Genomic DNA, 15,733 nt, shown 5'->3' on the forward strand with positions numbered 1-15,733 from the left:
AGCGGCCGCATTCGGGTGGCGATTCATTAGTCACGATTCACAAGTTCAACGATTGAACTGGAGCAGGCATGAAGAAGCGTTCTTTCGCCGCACTGGCGGCCAGCATGTTGTTCGCCGTAGCCACGGTCGACACCTTTGTTGCACCTACGCTCGCCAATGCGCAAGCAAGCGATGCGAGCGCCACGGCTTCGGCCGACGCCGCCGCGAGTACGACGGCCACCGCCGCCACGGCGCCCGCGCCGGTTACGGCAGCCGACCAGCCTCCGCCGCCGCCCGCGACCTCGGAAACGGTGAGCAACCCCTATGGCCTCGGCGCCTTGTGGAAGAACGGCGACTTCGTCGCGCGCTTCGTGCTGTTGCTGCTCGTGATCATGTCCATGGGTAGCTGGTACATCATGATCACCAAGTTCGTCGAGCAGGCCCGCGCGAACCGGCGCGCCAAGTCGGCCGACGACCAGATCTGGAGCGCGCCCACGCTCGCCGACGGCGCAAAGCAACTGGAAGAAGCCTCGCCGTTCCGCTTCATCGCCGAAACGGCCATCGAAGCGGGCGAGCATCACGACGAAGCGCTGCTCGAAGCCGTCGACCGCAACACGTGGATCGACGTCTCGGTCGAGCGCGCCATCACCAACGTGTCGAACCGTCTGCAAGACGGCCTGGCGTTCCTCGGCACGGTCGGCTCCACGGCGCCGTTCGTGGGCCTGTTCGGCACGGTCTGGGGCATCTACCACGCGCTGACCGCCATCGGCATCGCGGGCCAGGCGTCCATCGACAAGGTCGCGGGCCCGGTGGGCGAAGCGCTGATCATGACGGCCATCGGCCTCGCGGTCGCGGTGCCCGCAGTGCTCGGCTACAACTTCCTCGTGCGCCGCAACAAGGCCGTGATGGAGCGCGTGCGCGCGTTCGGCGCCCAGTTGCATTCGGTGCTGCTCGCCGGCGGCAAGCGTGGCGCGCGCGCCGCGTCGCGCGCCGTCGCGATGGCCGAATAATCCCGACGAGCGAGGTACGCCATGGCCATGAGCGTGGGGCAGGAGGACGGCGAAGACGAAGTCATCTCCGCCATCAATACGACGCCGCTCGTCGACGTGATGCTGGTCTTGCTGATCATCTTCCTGATCACGATTCCGGTGGTGACGCACACCGTGCCTGTGCAACTGCCCAGGCAAACGGTGCAGCCGTTGCAGACCACGCCGAAAAGCGTCGAGATCGCAATCAACCGCGACGGCAACTTCTTCTGGAACGAGTCGCTCGTCGACGCGCCCACGCTGCTCGAACGTCTCAAGACGGCCTCGCAGCAGACGCCGCAGCCGGAAGTACACGTGCGCGGCGATCAGGGCACGCGCTACGAGTTCATCGGCCGGGTGCTGACCGCGTGCGAGCGCGCGGGCATCGCCAAGGTGTCGTTCATCACCGAGCCGCCCGCGCGCGGCGGCTGAGCGCGACGTGCGGTTTCCATCCGCCAGTGCGATGCCGGCGGTTTCATTGAGCAGGGGAAAGTCATGGGTATGAACGTGGGATCGGGCAGGGGCGGCGAGCCGGAAGTGATGGTGGACATCAACACCACGCCGCTCATCGACGTGATGCTGGTGCTGCTGATCATGCTGATCATCACCATTCCGATCCAGATGCACTCGATCAAGATGAATCTGCCGGTGGGCAATCCGCCGCCGCCCGCCACGCAGCCGCAGATCGTGCAGATCGACATCGACTTCGACGGCACCACGACGTGGAACGGCCAGCCCGTGCCCACCGAGGCCGACCTCGAATCGCGGCTCGCGCAGGCGGCCGCGCAGCCCGAGCAGCCGGAGATTCACTTGCGGCCGAACCGGCTCGTGCCGTATCGCGACGTGGCGGCCGTGATGGCCGCGGCGCAGCGCGAGGGCGCGACGAAGATCGGCTTGATCGGCAACGAACAGTACATGCAGTGAGGAACGACGTGGCGCGTATTTCCCGACGATTCAGACAGGCGTTGCTGGCCGCGGCGCTCGGTGGCGCCGGCGTGCTCGGCGCCGTGCCGTTCGCGATGCAGGTGGCTTGGGCAGCTCAAGCGGGCCAAGCGGCCCAAGCGGCGCAGACCTTGCGTCCCGAAGTGGCGAAGCCGCTCAACGACGCCCAGACGCTTTATCGCGCGCACCGCTACAGCGAGGCGCTCGCGAAGATTGCGCAGGCCGCGGCCGTGCCGAACCGCACCGGCTACGAGACCTTGATGGTCGAGGAGATGCGCGGCGCGGCAGCGGCGGCGGCGGGCGACAACGCCACCGCCGAGCGCGCGTACGAAACGCTGCTCGCGGGCGGCCAGGTGAAGGGCGAGGACGAGCAGCGCACGGCGGCGGCGCTCGCCGGGCTGTATTTCCAGCAGAAGGATTACGCGAAGGCGATCAAGACGGCGCAGCGCTACGAGAAGGCCGGCGGCAGCGATCCGCAGATGCAGACGCTGCTGATCGAGGCGTATTACCTCTCGGGCGACAACGCGGGCGCGCTCGCACTGTTGCGCGCGAACGTCGACGCGCAGGTGCGCGCCGGTCGCGCGCCCGACGAAGCACAGTTGCAACTGCTCGGCACGGTCGCGCAGAAGGCCAACGATCAGGCGGCGTATCGCGGCGCGCTCGAAAAGCTCGTGGCGTATCACCCGAAACCCGCTTACTGGGACGATCTGATTCACGCAATCCGCGCGAAGCCCGGTTATCTCCCGGCGCTCGACGTCGACGTGTACCGGCTGCGCCGCGCGGCGGGTTCGCTGACCACGGCGAACGACTATATGGAAATGACGCAGCTCGCGATCGTGTCCGGTTCGACGGCGGAAGGCAAGCAGATCGTCGATCAGGGCTTTGCGAGCGGCGCGCTGGGCCACGACGCGCAAGCGGACCGCGAACGCCGTTTGCAGGCGCTCGCCGCGAAGCGCGCGAGTGCGCCCGCCGATCCGCAGAATCCGCTCGCGCCGTTCGACGCGGGTTTCAATCAGGTGTTCGCGGGCCAGCAGCAGGCCGGTTTCGCGGCGATGGAGGCGGCGCTCGCGAAGGGCGTCGATCATCCGGACCTCGCGCGTTTGCGCCTTGGCGAAGCGTATTACTTCGCGGGCCAGAAGGCGCGCGCGGCGGCGGCGTTCAAGGCGGTGAAGGGCGGCGACGGTTCAGCCGATCTCGCGCAGCTCTGGTTGCTGATCGCGGCGAAGTAATTTCGATGGTGCTGTCGCGGTCGAGTGAGAACGTAATCGCAATGTAATTGCGAATTACAAATTACGAATTGCGGTATGCACCAAGGCCGCACCAAAGCCGCACCACGTATTTCTCTTTGTGCATTCAAACCGGTCGAAAAGAAAAGGCTCGCTTTTTTCGGCGAACCGATGGAGGTGTCGCGCCATAAAAATAGGTTCGATCTAATCAAACAAATTTTGACGCGTTATTTTGTCTTGCTATGGTTTCGCCACTCAATGAGAAGGCCTACGTTGCCGCAACCACCGGTCGCCGCATCCGCGCCTTGCGACAACGCCTCAGGCGCACGTTGCAGGAAACCGCGGAGCAGGCGGGAATTTCCAAGCCTTATCTCTCGCAGGTGGAACGCGGGCGCGCCATGCCGTCGTTGCGCTCGCTGATCGGCATCGCGCGGGCATTGGGCGTGACCTTGCAGTACTTCATCGAAACACCGGCGGAAGAACAGGTCGTGCGCCGCGCCGAGCGCCTGAAGTTCTTTGGCTTCACCGGGTCTGCGAATCAGTACGGACGGCTCGCGTCGCCGGGTGGCGATCGCAAGCTCGACGCGCAGCTCGTGAAGATGCCGGCGGGCGCGCAACGCTTCGACGTGGTTGCGCAGGCCACGGAAGAGTTTCTGTACGTCATGAGCGGGGAAGTCTCGCTCACGCTGGAAAACACGACGTTCGTGCTGCGCGCGGGCGACACCGCGCATTTCGAATCGGCGGTGCCGCATGCGTGGGCCAATCCCTCCGATACGGAAAGCGTATTCGTCTGGGTGGGAACGCCGAAACTGATTTGAACGATTCACTGCATTGAGAAACGCCGTTGCAACAGAAAAATGCGCTTCACGGCGAACACAGAAATATTAGCACTCCAGATGTAAGGTGAAGACTTCACCCGCGCGGCGCGCAAGCATAAACAGGGGTTGCCGCGCGGGACCGAAGGCGTCCGCAAGAACTGTCGTAGTTCGAGACCGCGTGGCGCGCATGCTTTGAAAGCCGTTAGTAGTCCGATTTAAAAAAATGGTTTGGGTGAGTCGCCGCGCCGGACGCAACCGCGCCGTCGGGGAGATTCACGCAATGGGCGCGACGCGACAGCGTCGTCAATCGACGGCGAGGTTCACAAGACCTCGCTCCGCGTGACGCAAGTGGGCGTGACTGACGAGTGAGAAGGGGAAAAAGTGAAACAGAGGGTTTTGGCGCTAGCCATCAAAAGGATAATCTGGGCTGAGTTCGCACTATCGGCGGCCATCGCGGCGCCGGCGTTCGCGCAAAGCCAGCCTGCCGCCACGAGCGGCGCGACCGCTGCCGCGCCCGTGGGCGCGTCGGATGCCTCGGCGGCGGCGCCGTCTTCGTCGTCCACGACGGCCAAGGCGAACGGCGACAACGTCGCGCAGCTCAAGAAGTTCGAGGTGACCGGCTCGCTGATCCGCCAGTCCGACAAGACCGGCTATCAGGCGGTGCAGACGATCACGCCGCAGCAGATCCAGAACTCGGGTGCGACGAGCGTCTCGGACTACATGCGCACGATCTCGGCGAACTCCGCGAATAGCTGGGGCGAGTCGAACGACGACAGCTTCGCGGCCGGCGGCGCCGGCATCGCGCTGCGCGGCCTGAGCGAAAAGTACACGCTCGTGCTCGTGGACGGTCAGCGTGTCGCGCCTTACGGCTTCGCCGTGAACGGCACCGACACCTTCTTCGACCTCAACGCCATTCCCCTGAACGCCGTCGACCGCATCGAAGTGGTCAAGACCGGCGCGGTCTCGCAGTACGGCTCGGACGCCATCGCGGGCGTCGTGAACATCATCACGAAGCACGATTTCCAGGGCCTGCAACTCGACGGCAGCTACGGCGGCGCCACGCAAGGCGGCGCGGGCACGACCAAGTTCGGCATCCTGGGCGGCTTCGGCAATCTCACGAGCGACCGCTTCAACGTGACCGCCACGGCGAGCTACTACAAGTCGAACGGCTTCACGCTCGCGGACCGCGACACGACCGAAAACCAGGACTTCAGCAACAAGGGCTTCGGCGGCTCGGTCCTGTCGCCGTCGTACTGGCTGAACCCGACCTCGGGCCTCGCGCAAGCCGTCGGTCCCTGCGGCGGCGTGGTCCAGCCGTACGGCAGCAACATCATCGCGTCGAACACAGGCGCCGCTTCCGGCGGTACGGTGTGCGGCCGCAACACGGCGGAACAGGCCTCGATCGACCCGTGGACGGAGCGCTGGAACGCCAAGGTTCACGCCGACTTCAAGGTCAACGACAACACCACCGCCTGGGCCGACCTCTGGGAAAGCAACATCAAGACGGTCACCAACGACTTCTCGTCGTACCTCGGCAACAAGACGGTCTACGACCCGGCCACCGGCACGCTCTCCGCGTGGCAGGCCGTGGTGCCGGGCAGCAATCCGTATAACCCGTACGGCACCGACGCGACGATCTTCACCTGGCTGCCGAACACGGTTTCCGACACCACCGAGGCGAACTTCTATCGCGCGGCAATGGGGATCAAGGGCAACTTCTCGGTCTCGAAGGAGGACTGGGACTGGGCGCTGTCGTACGGCCACTCGCAGAGCACGGTGACGAACACCACGACGGGCCAGTTGAGCGTGGCGGGCGTGGAGAACATGCTCGCGAACGGCACCTACGACTTCGCGAATCCGTCGGCGACGCCCAACGGCCTGAACGGCGTGTTCACCGACACCAACAACATCGCGGTGTCGAAGCTCGACGTGGTGGACGCCACGCTGTCCACGCCGAACCTGTTCCACATCCCGACCGGCGACGTGGGCCTCGGTCTCGGCAGCCAGTTCACGCACCAGAGCGAGCGCATCGACCAGGGCGCCAGCACGATGGGCGGCTCGGTGCTGAGCCCGGCGCTGCAAACTGTCGACGGCGAGCGCAACGTCGCGGCCGTGTACTACCAGGTGGATATTCCGCTCTGGCAGCACGTCCTGACCTTCAGCCAGTCGGGCCGCTACGACCATTACAGCGACTTCGGCGGCGCGTTCTCGCCGCGCTTCGCGCTGCGCTTCCAGCCGATCCAGCAGTTCACGATGTACGGTTCGTACAACCGCGGCTTCCGTGCGCCGAGCTTCGTCGAGAACACCAATTCGACCAGCACGGGCATCTCGCCGGTCGGTCCGAACGGCGCGGACGAAACCGTCGTCACGACCGGCAATACCCAGTTGCAGCCGGAACGCACGAAGAACTACAACATCGGCTTCCAGCTTTCGCCCGCGCGCGGCACCGATGTGGGCTTCGACTTCTACAAGATTCACGTGGACAACGCGATCGGCGCGGTGGTGGACCCGACCAAGACGGTCTACAACGCGGACGGTTCGATCGCCTACATGGTCGAGCCGTACCAGAACCTCGGTTCGTTCGACACGTCGGGCTTCGAAACCACCTTCAGCCAGTCGATCAACACGCAGATCGGCCGCTTCACGCTGTCGGCGGACTGGGCCTACGTGTGGCACTTCAAGATGGATGGCATCGGCGGCAGCACGGGCACGATCGACGGCGCGGGCAACGACGCGACGCTCGCACAGCCGTTCGGCGGCTCGTTCCCGCGCTGGAAGGGCACGACCGATCTGGCGTGGAACTGGCACAAGTGGAATGCGACGCTCGACTGGCAGTACGTCGGCCCGTATTCGGACGCGCTGGGCTACAACTACTCGACGGGCTCGTACAGCCAGTTCAACCTGAACGTCGCGTACTCGGGCTTCAAGCACTGGACCATCTACGGCGGCATCAACAACATCTTCAACAAGGCGCCGCCGTTCGATCCGCTCTGGCTCGGCTCGATCGACCAGACCGGCTACGACCAGTCGCTGTACAACTACGTGGGCCGTTACCTCCAGATCGGCGCGACGTACAAGTTCTAAACGCAGTGGGCCGGCAGCAAGGGGGCCGGGCGACCGGCCCCGTCCTCACGAAGGACGCACCAGGGCCGCGGCGCGCACGTCATCTGCGCGCCGCGCGCCGCCAACGCAAACCATGCGGACAGAAAGACCGAAGATGAGACTGACGAAGTGTGCGCGCGTCGTGGCGGCAGCCCGCGCAGCGCTTGCAGCATGCACGCTGGGGGCGGCGTTCGCCGGCGCCGCGCAGGCGGCCACGGCCATCGCGCAGTACGACTCGCCCAAGTATCCGCCCGGCTTCACGCATTTCGATTACGCCGATCCCGACGCGCCCGCGGACGGCACGCTGAGCTTCCAGAATTTCAACGAGGCGCAGAGCTACGACTCGCTCAATCCGTTTCTCGTGCGCGGCTCGCCCGCGCCGGACATCAAGAGCCTGATGTTCGACACGCTCATGCAGCGCAGCTGGGACGAACTCGCGTCCGAATATCCGCTGATCGCGCAGAGCGTGGACGTCGCGCCCGACCTCACGTCGGCCACCTTCCATATCGACCCGCGCGCGCGCTTTTCGAACGGCGACCCCATCACGGCCGCCGACGTCAAGTATTCGTTCGACACGCTCACGAGCCCCCAGGCCTCGCCGCTGTTCAACGCGCAGTTCGAGGTGATCCGCCGCGCCGTGGTGGTCGATCCGCACACGATCCGCTTCGAATTCCGCCGCGCCGAACGCGACGCGCCGCTGATCGCGGGCGACCTGCCGGTGTTTTCGCCGAAGTGGGCGAAGAAGGCCGACGGCACCGCGATTGCCTTCAATCAGCTCTCGAACGTGCCGCCGGTGGCGAGCGGCGCGTATCTGATCGAGTCGCGCAAGAACGACAAGCAGATCGTCTACCGCCGCAATCCGGACTACTGGGCCGCCGACCTGCCCACGCGGCGCGGCATGTACCGCTTCCAGCGCATCGTATTCAACCTGTATCTCGACCTCTACACGCAGCTCGAAGCTTTCAAGGCCGGCGACGCCGACGTACACGTGGAGTACAGCGCGACGCAATGGGCGCGCAAATACGTGGGCAAGAATTTCCGCAACGGCATGCTGGAGAAGCGCGACTTCGCCAACAGTCCCGCGCAGTTCCAGGGCATGCTGATCAACACGCGCAAGGACCGCTTCAAGGACGTGCGCGTGCGCCACGCGCTCTCGCTCGCGTTCGACTACGACTGGATGAACCGCATGATGTTCTACGGTCAGTACACGCGCCTGAAGAGTTATTTCGACGTGAGCCCGTTCGCGGCCACGGGTCTGCCGTCGCCGCAGGAACTCGCGCTGCTCGAACCGTATCGCGCGAGCCTGCCGCCCGAGGTGTTCGGCCCGATGATGCAGTTGCCGAACACGCTGCCGCCCAGGTCGCTGCGCGGCAATCTGCGCGAGGCGCGCGATCTGCTCGCGCAGGCGGGCTGGCACTATCGCGACGGCGCGCTGCGCGACGCGGCCGGCGAGCCCATGACCGTCGAGATCCTCGACGACGAGCCCGGCATGGACCGCCTGATCCTGCCGTACACCCAGGCGCTCGGCATGCTCGGCATCCAGGCGCATCTGCGCGAGATCGACAGCGCGCTGTATCAGAAGCGCATCGACAATTTCGACTACGACATGACCACCTATATCTACGCGCCCACCACGATCCCGGGCGCGGAACTGGCGCGCCGCTTCGGCAGCGCGGCGGCCACCCAGGTGGGCTCGGAAAACTACGCGGGCGTGCGGATGAAAGTGGTCGACAAGCTCATCGACGCGGTGCAGAAAGCCAACACGCTCGCCGACCTCGAAACGGCCACGCACGCGCTCGACCGCGTGCTGATGAACGAGTATTTCCTCGTGCCCGAGTATTACGCGCCGAACGAGCGCATCGCGTTCAAAACCACGATCGGCCAGCCGAAGGTCGCGCCGCTCACCTACGTGCCGGAGGAGTGGGCCATCGACTACTGGTTCCGCAAACCCGGCGCCCCCGACCCCGCGCGCGTGGCCGCCCACACCGCCGCCGCGCAGTAAGGAGCCGCATGTACGCCTATATTCTCAGACGTCTTTTGCTGATGGTGCCGACGCTCATCGGCGTGGTCACGGTCACCTTCATCGTCACGCAGTTCGTGCCGGGCGGTCCGGTCGAACAGGTCCTCACGCAACTGCGCCACGGCAGCGGCGCGCGCGGCGGCGAAGTGGGCGCGGGCGGCGGCGGTTATCACGGCAGCCAGGGCGTGGACCCGCAGCAGATCGAGCAGATCAAGAAGCAGTTCGGCTTCGACAAGCCGCCGCTCGCGCGCTACGCGATGATGCTCAAGGACTACGCGACCTTCGATCTCGGCCAGTCGTACTATCAGCACGCGAGCGTGTGGCAGGTGATCCGCTCGAAGCTGCCGGTCTCGATCTCGCTGGGCTTGTGGACCGTGGTGCTCACGTACCTGATATCGGTGCCGCTCGGCATCGCGAAGGCGGTGCGCAACGGCTCGCGCTTCGACACCGTCACGAGCGTGCTGGTGCTCGCGGGCTACGCGATTCCCGGCTTCGTGCTCGGCGTGCTGCTGCTGATGCTGTTCGGCGGCGGCACCTTCTGGCAGGTGTTCCCGATGCGCGGCCTCACCTCGGACAACTTCGACGATCTCAGCACGATCGGCAAGGTGCTCGACTATCTGTGGCACATGGTGCTGCCGGTGACGGCGTCGGTGGTCGGCAACTTCGCGATCGTCACGATCCTCACGAAGAACACCTTCCTCGAGGAAATCGGCCGCCAATACGTGCTCACCGCGCGCGCGAAGGGTGCGCCCGAGCGCGACGTGCTCTGGAAACACGTGCTGCGCAACGCGGCGATTCCGCTCGTCACGGGCTTGCCCGCCGCCTTCGTGGGTGCGTTCCTCAACGGCAACCTGCTGATCGAAACGCTCTTTTCGCTCGACGGCATGGGGCAGCTTTCGTACGACTCGGTCATCCGCCGCGATTACCCCGTCGTGCTCGGCTCGCTCTTTCTGTTCACGCTGATCGCCCTCGTCACCAAACTCATTGCCGATGTCTGCTATGTCCTCGTCGACCCCCGCATCCAGTTCCACCGGCTGGACCGCTGATTCCGCCACGCTCGCGCACGCGCAGCCGGTCTCGCCGTGGCGGCGCACGTGGCTGCGCTTTCGCGCGCAGCGGCTCGGCTACTGGAGCCTCGTGATCTTCATGGTGCTGTTCGTGGTGAGCCTGTTCGGCGAAGTGCTCTCGAACGACCGGCCGCTCGTGGTGCGCTATGGCGGCCACTACTATTTCCCGATCGTGAAGGACTATCCCGAGACCTTGTTCGGCGGCGATTTCCCGGCGCGGACCAATTATCTCGATCCGTTCATCCGCTCGAAGCTCACCTCGCACGGCAATTTCGCGGTCTATCCGCCCAATCCTTACCGCTACGACACGATCGACTATTTCGCGGCGCGTCCGTATCCGGCGCCGCCGTCGTCGAGCAACTGGCTCGGCACCGACCAGTTCGGCCGCGACGTGGTCGCGCGCCTGCTGTATGGCTTCCGGCTTTCCGTGCTGATGGCGTTCGCGCTCACCGTCTCGGGCGTGCTGCTCGGCGTGCTCACGGGCGCGGTGCAGGGCTTCTACGGCGGGCGCACCGACTTGATCGGCCAGCGCCTGATCGAAATCTGGAGCTCGATGCCGGATCTCTATCTGCTGATCATCTTCGCGTCGATCTTCGAGCCCACGCTGTGGCTGCTGTTCATCCTGCTCTCGATGTTCGGCTGGCTCGTGCTGTCCGACTACGTGCGCGCCGAATTCCTGCGCAACCGCTCGCTGGATTACGTGAAAGCCGCGCGCACGATGGGGCTCACGAACTGGCAGATCATGTGGCGTCACGTGCTGCCCAACAGTCTCACGCCGGTCATCACGTTCCTGCCGTTCCGCATGAGCGCCGCGATTCTTTCGCTCACGAGCCTCGACTTTCTCGGCCTGGGCGTGCCGCCGCCGACGCCGAGCCTCGGCGAGCTGTTGCAGGAAGGCAAGAACAATCTCGACGCGTGGTGGATTTCCGTTTCCGCGTTCGCGGCGCTCGTCGTCACGCTGCTGCTGCTGACCTTCATGGGCGACGCGCTGCGCAACGCGCTCGATACGCGCGCACGCGGCTCGGCATTCGGCGGAGGCAAATAATGAGCGCACCGCTGCTGGATATTCAGGATTTTTCGGTGCGCTTCGGCGACAAGCTGGCCGTGCGCGATCTGAGTCTCGCGATCGGGCGCGGCGAGCGCGTCGCGCTGGTGGGCGAGTCGGGTTCGGGCAAGAGCGTGACGGCGCTGTCGATTCTCGGCCTCGTCGCGCATGCGCAACTGGGCGGGCGCATGCTGCTCGACGGCGTGGACCTGCTGCAACAAAGCGAGCGCCAGATGCGCGGCATTCGCGGCGGCGACATCGCCATGGTGTTTCAGGAGCCGATGACGGCGCTCAATCCGCTGTTCACGATCGGCAAGCAGATCGCCGAAAGCCTGCGCCTGCACGAAGGCCTGCGCCCGAACGCGGCGCGCGCGCGCGGCATCGAACTGCTGCGGCGCACCGGCATTCCCGAGCCGGAGCGCCGCATCGACAGCTTCCCGCACCAGCTTTCGGGCGGCCAGCGCCAGCGCGCGATGATCGCGATGGCGCTCGCGTGCCGCCCGCGTCTGTTGCTCGCCGATGAACCGACCACGGCGCTCGACGTGACCGTGCGCCAGCAGATCGTCGATCTGCTGCTCGAATTGCAGGAGCAGGAAGCGGCCGCGCGGGGCATGGCCGTGCTGCTGATCACGCACGACCTGAATCTCGTGCGCCGCTTCGCGCAGCGCGTGGCCGTGATGGAAAAGGGCGTGCTGGTGGAAACCGGCACGACCGAGGCGCTGTTCTCGAATCCGCAGCATCCGTACACGCAGCGCCTGCTCGACAGCGAGCCCGCGCGCGCGGTGCCGCCGGTCGCGCCCGGCGCGCCGGTGATTCTCGACGTGAAGGAGCTGGCCGTGGATTACCGCACCTCGGCCAAGGGCTGGCGCTCGCTGTTCGGCAGTTCGGCGTTTCGCGCCGTACACGATGCGAGCTTCACGCTCCAGCGCGGCGAAACGCTCGGCGTGGTCGGCGAATCGGGGTCCGGCAAGTCCACGCTGGCCTCGACGGTGCTGGGCTTGCAGGGCGCGGTGGCGGGCGAGATCCGCATCGACGGGCAGCCGCTCGCTTCGCTGCGCGGCGCGAACGCGCGGCTGTCGCTCTACAAGCGCATGCAGGTGGTGTTTCAGGACCCTTTCGGTTCGCTCTCGCCGCGCATGACGATCGAGCAGATCGTCGGCGAAGGGCTCACGGTACACCAGCCGCGGTTGAAGGGCGAGGCGAAGCGCCGCCGCATCGGCGGGCTGCTGGAGGAAGTGGGGCTGCCGGCCGAATCCATGCTGCGCTATCCGCACGAATTCTCGGGCGGCCAGCGTCAGCGCATTGCGATCGCGCGCGCGCTCGCGGTCGAACCCGAGATGATCGTGCTCGACGAACCGACCAGCGCGCTGGACGTATCCATCCAGAAACAGGTGCTGGCGTTGCTCACCGACCTGCAAAAGCGGTATCGTCTGAGCTATCTGTTCATTACTCACGATCTCGCGGTGATGCGCGCCATGGCGCATCGCGTGATCGTGATGAAGGCGGGACGCATCGTCGAGCAAGGCGACACGCTCGCGGTGCTCGACGCGCCCACGCATCCCTACACGCAGGCATTGCTCGCGGCGTCCATGTTGCAGAATCCCGCGTCGAATCCCGCCGCGCTCAAGGAGAACATCGCATGATTGACGAAAGTTGGACGTTGGCCGCGCGCGAACTGCGCAGCGCGGCCGACTTCTGGTCGGTGCGTTTCGTCGACGAACGCAAGGACGATCACGTCGTGCGCAACGACGTGGCGCTGCCGCTGCGCGTCGCGCGCGAACGCGGCGCGATGGTGACGGCGTGGGCCGGCGCGGGCGCGGGTTACGCGGCCACGGCGGACCTCACGGCGAGCGGCCTGCAACGCGCGCTACAGGTCGCCACGGCACGCGCGCAGGCGAGCGCCGCGCATGCGCTGATCGATCATCGCGAGATCGCGCGGCCCGCGCGGAGCGGCGAGTACGTTTCGCCGAACGCGCAGGCGGCTTTGCCTTCGCGCCGCGAATGGCTCGACCGGCTCGCGCACGAATGCGCGGGCGCGAAGCTCGACGCGCGCATCGTCGAGCGCGTCGCGGGCATGCAGGTCACGCAATGCGACCAGCTTTACGTGACGAGCGACGGCGTGCGCATCGACCAGCGCTTCCGCTTTCTGATGCCGAGCCTGGCCGTGGTCGCGCACGACGACGGCGACACCCAGGAGCGCACGCTCGGCGGTCATTACGGCACGCTCGCGCAGGGCGGCATGGAAATTCTCGCGCGCCATGGTTTCGACGGCGCGGGCGTGCGCGTCGCGAACGAGGCGCTGCAACTGCTCGCCGCGCCCAACTGCCCCACGGGCAAGCGCGACCTGCTGCTGATGCCCGACCAGATGATGTTGCAGATTCACGAGTCGATCGGCCATCCGCTCGAACTCGACCGCATTCTCGGCGACGAGCGCAATTTCGCGGGCTGGAGCTTCGTGAAGCCGGAGATGTTCGGCAGCTACCGGTACGGCTCCGATCTGCTCAACGTGACGTTCGACCCGGACACGCGCGAGGAAGCCGCCGCCTATGCCTTCGACGACGACGGCAGCACGGCCAGCAAGGAATACCTGATTCGCAAGGGCGTGCTGGAGCGGCCGCTCGGCGGCGCGCTCTCGCAGCAGCGCGCGGGCCTGCCCGGCGTGGCGAACTCGCGCGCGGCGAACTGGAACCGCCCGCCGATCGACCGTATGGCGAATCTCAACATCGAGCCCGGCGACCAGCCGCTCGACGCGCTGATCGCGGGCATCGAGCACGGCATCCTGATGAGCACGAACACGTCGTGGTCCATCGACGACCATCGCAACAAGTTCCAGTTCGGCTGCGAATTCGGCCAGTTGATCGAGAACGGCAAGCTCACGGAGATCGTCAAGCGGCCGAGCTATCGCGGCATTTCCGCGAGTTTCTGGCGCAGCCTCGCCGCCGTCGGCGACGCCTCCACGCGCGCGGTCTACGGCACGCCGATGTGCGGCAAGGGCGAGCCCGCCCAGGTCATCCGCGTGGGCCATGCGTCGCCGGCCTGCGTGTTTTCCAACGTCGAAGTGTTCGGAGGCGCGTGATGACCGACATGCTTTTTGCAGGCGGGCGCGAAGGTGCGCAAGAAAGTACGCGTGAAGATACGCGAAAAGCGGGCGCGCCGATCGACTGGCACGCGCACTTCGCCATGCTCGCCGATGCGATCGAGCGCTTGCGCCAGCCCGGCGAAACCGTGCTCAGCGCGTTCGCGGGCGAGCAGTCCGACTTCATCCGCTTCAACGCGGGCAAGGTGCGCCAGAGCGGCCAGGTGGAGCAGGGGCGTCTGACGCTGCGGCTCGTGAACGGCGCGCGTCAGGCGTATTCCACGTTCGACCTGAGCGGCGACGCGAACGCCGACGTGCGCCAAACGGGCGACGCGCTCGCGGCGCTGCGCGAAAGCCTGCTCGACGCACCCGACGATCCGCACCTGTTGTTCGACACCACGTCGTGGTCGCGCAGCACGCGCCGCAACGGCAAGCTGCCCGCGCCGCAAGCGCTCGTCGAACTCGTCGCGCAATGCGCCCAAGGGCTCGATTTCGTCGGCTTCTACGCGGGCGGCACGCTCTCGCGCGGCTTCGCGTCCACCACGGGCAGCCGCGGCTGGTACGAAGTGGAGAACTTCAATTTCAGCTGGTCGCTGTATCAGCCGAACGGCCGCGCGATCAAGACGCACTACGCGGGCGACGCCTGGGACGACGCCGTGTTCGCGGCCAAGGTGAGCGAGGCCGCCGCGCGTTTGCCGGTGCTGCTGCGCGCGCCGCGCGTGCTCGCGCCAGGCGGCTATCGCGCGTGGCTCGCGCCGGCGGCGCTGGCCGAATTCGTGGAATCGATGGCGTGGGGCGGCTTTTCGGCGCGCGCTCAGGCGTCGTCCACGAGTCCGCTCTACAAGCTCAACACGGGCGCGGCCGCGTTCGACGCGCGTGTGTCGCTCGCGGAGTCGCTCGAACTGGGCATCTCGCCCGCCTTCAACGACGACGGCTATCTGCGCGCGAGCGTGCCGCTGATCGAGGCGGGGCGCAGCGTCGGCCAGTTGACGAGCGCGCGTTCGGCGCGCGAGTACGGGCTCGAGCCGAACGGCGCGCTGCCGCAGGAAATGGCGACGTCCGTGGCCATGGCGGCCGGCGATCTCGCGCCCGCCGACGTGCTCGCGCGTCTTGGCACGGGGCTGTACGTCGGCAACCTCTGGTACGTGAACTTCTCGGACCGCATGAATTGCCGCCTGACCGGCATGACGCGTTTCGCGACCTTTTGGGTGGAGGACGGCGAGATCGTCGCGCCGGTGGACGCCATGCGCTTCGACGACAGCCTCTACGGCCTGCTCGGCGAACGCCTGGAAGCGCTGGGCGCGCAGCCCGAACTGCTGCTTTCCGATTCCACCTGGGGACAGCGCGCGACCGGCGGTCTGCAACTGCCGGGCGCGCTCGTGAAGTCGTTCGAGCTGGTGCTGTAAGCGCGCCGACGCCCAAGGCGGCGCGCG

At 66.2% G+C, this 15,733-nt stretch carries 12 protein-coding genes; all 12 read left to right on the top strand.

What is annotated here, in order from left to right; translation table 11 throughout:
* The first annotated feature begins 68 nt into the window (after positions 1-68).
* The 12 genes from U5805_RS04970 (at position 69) to U5805_RS05025 (ending at position 15,706) form a co-directional block, all read left to right on the top strand.
* Positions 69-989, top strand: coding sequence for a MotA/TolQ/ExbB proton channel family protein (locus tag U5805_RS04970; protein ID WP_322102327.1), 921 nt, complete (start codon positions 69-71; stop codon positions 987-989).
* Positions 990-1,010: 21 nt separating this feature from the next.
* Positions 1,011-1,436 (top strand): biopolymer transporter ExbD, encoded by a 426-nt coding sequence (locus tag U5805_RS04975; protein ID WP_322102328.1) that lies wholly within the window; start codon positions 1,011-1,013, stop codon positions 1,434-1,436.
* A gap of 63 nt (positions 1,437-1,499) precedes the next feature.
* Positions 1,500-1,928 carry a biopolymer transporter ExbD gene (locus tag U5805_RS04980; protein WP_322102329.1) on the top strand — a complete coding sequence of 143 codons (429 nt, stop codon included), beginning with the start codon at positions 1,500-1,502 and terminating at the stop codon, positions 1,926-1,928.
* An 8-nt stretch (positions 1,929-1,936) separates the two neighbouring features.
* The gene (locus tag U5805_RS04985) at positions 1,937-3,175 is read left to right on the top strand and encodes a hypothetical protein (RefSeq protein ID WP_322102330.1); all 1,239 of its coding nucleotides are present in this window, start codon (positions 1,937-1,939) and stop codon (positions 3,173-3,175) included.
* 239 nt (positions 3,176-3,414) lie between these two features.
* The gene (locus U5805_RS04990) at positions 3,415-3,990 is read left to right on the top strand and encodes an XRE family transcriptional regulator (protein ID WP_322102331.1); all 576 of its coding nucleotides are present in this window, start codon (positions 3,415-3,417) and stop codon (positions 3,988-3,990) included.
* A 381-nt stretch (positions 3,991-4,371) separates the two neighbouring features.
* A complete protein-coding gene (locus U5805_RS04995) occupies positions 4,372-7,074 on the top strand; it encodes a TonB-dependent receptor (RefSeq protein ID WP_322102332.1) in 2,703 nt (900 codons plus the stop codon).
* 112 nt (positions 7,075-7,186) lie between these two features.
* A complete protein-coding gene (locus tag U5805_RS05000; RefSeq protein ID WP_415914536.1) occupies positions 7,187-9,094 on the top strand; it encodes an extracellular solute-binding protein in 1,908 nt (635 codons plus the stop codon).
* A gap of 8 nt (positions 9,095-9,102) precedes the next feature.
* The gene (locus U5805_RS05005; RefSeq protein ID WP_322102334.1) at positions 9,103-10,158 is read left to right on the top strand and encodes a microcin C ABC transporter permease YejB; all 1,056 of its coding nucleotides are present in this window, start codon (positions 9,103-9,105) and stop codon (positions 10,156-10,158) included.
* A complete protein-coding gene (locus U5805_RS05010) occupies positions 10,112-11,224 on the top strand; it encodes an ABC transporter permease (protein ID WP_322102335.1) in 1,113 nt (370 codons plus the stop codon). The genes U5805_RS05005 and U5805_RS05010 overlap by 47 nt, the downstream gene beginning before the upstream one ends.
* The gene (locus U5805_RS05015; protein ID WP_322102336.1) at positions 11,224-12,867 is read left to right on the top strand and encodes a dipeptide ABC transporter ATP-binding protein; all 1,644 of its coding nucleotides are present in this window, start codon (positions 11,224-11,226) and stop codon (positions 12,865-12,867) included. Before U5805_RS05010 ends, U5805_RS05015 begins: the two co-directional genes overlap by 1 nt.
* A complete protein-coding gene (locus tag U5805_RS05020; protein ID WP_322102337.1) occupies positions 12,864-14,300 on the top strand; it encodes a TldD/PmbA family protein in 1,437 nt (478 codons plus the stop codon). The genes U5805_RS05015 and U5805_RS05020 overlap by 4 nt, the downstream gene beginning before the upstream one ends.
* A gap of 104 nt (positions 14,301-14,404) precedes the next feature.
* A complete protein-coding gene (locus tag U5805_RS05025; RefSeq protein ID WP_322102361.1) occupies positions 14,405-15,706 on the top strand; it encodes a TldD/PmbA family protein in 1,302 nt (433 codons plus the stop codon).
* Positions 15,707-15,733 lie beyond the last annotated feature (27 nt).

This window comes from Paraburkholderia sp. J41 (genome assembly GCF_905220235.1).
GTDB lineage: Bacteria > Pseudomonadota > Gammaproteobacteria > Burkholderiales > Burkholderiaceae > Paraburkholderia.

Coding starts and splice junctions, on each gene's coding strand:
- U5805_RS05020 (WP_322102337.1), top strand. CDS start 12,864: ATGATTGACGAAAGTTGGACGTTGGCCGCGCGCGAACTGCGCAGCGCG.
- U5805_RS05025 (WP_322102361.1), top strand. CDS start 14,405: ATGCTCGCCGATGCGATCGAGCGCTTGCGCCAGCCCGGCGAAACCGTG.
- U5805_RS04975 (WP_322102328.1), top strand. CDS start 1,011: ATGGCCATGAGCGTGGGGCAGGAGGACGGCGAAGACGAAGTCATCTCC.
- U5805_RS05010 (WP_322102335.1), top strand. CDS start 10,112: ATGTCCTCGTCGACCCCCGCATCCAGTTCCACCGGCTGGACCGCTGAT.
- U5805_RS04990 (WP_322102331.1), top strand. CDS start 3,415: ATGGTTTCGCCACTCAATGAGAAGGCCTACGTTGCCGCAACCACCGGT.
- U5805_RS05005 (WP_322102334.1), top strand. CDS start 9,103: ATGTACGCCTATATTCTCAGACGTCTTTTGCTGATGGTGCCGACGCTC.
- U5805_RS04970 (WP_322102327.1), top strand. CDS start 69: ATGAAGAAGCGTTCTTTCGCCGCACTGGCGGCCAGCATGTTGTTCGCC.
- U5805_RS05000 (WP_415914536.1), top strand. CDS start 7,187: ATGCGGACAGAAAGACCGAAGATGAGACTGACGAAGTGTGCGCGCGTC.
- U5805_RS05015 (WP_322102336.1), top strand. CDS start 11,224: ATGAGCGCACCGCTGCTGGATATTCAGGATTTTTCGGTGCGCTTCGGC.
- U5805_RS04980 (WP_322102329.1), top strand. CDS start 1,500: ATGGGTATGAACGTGGGATCGGGCAGGGGCGGCGAGCCGGAAGTGATG.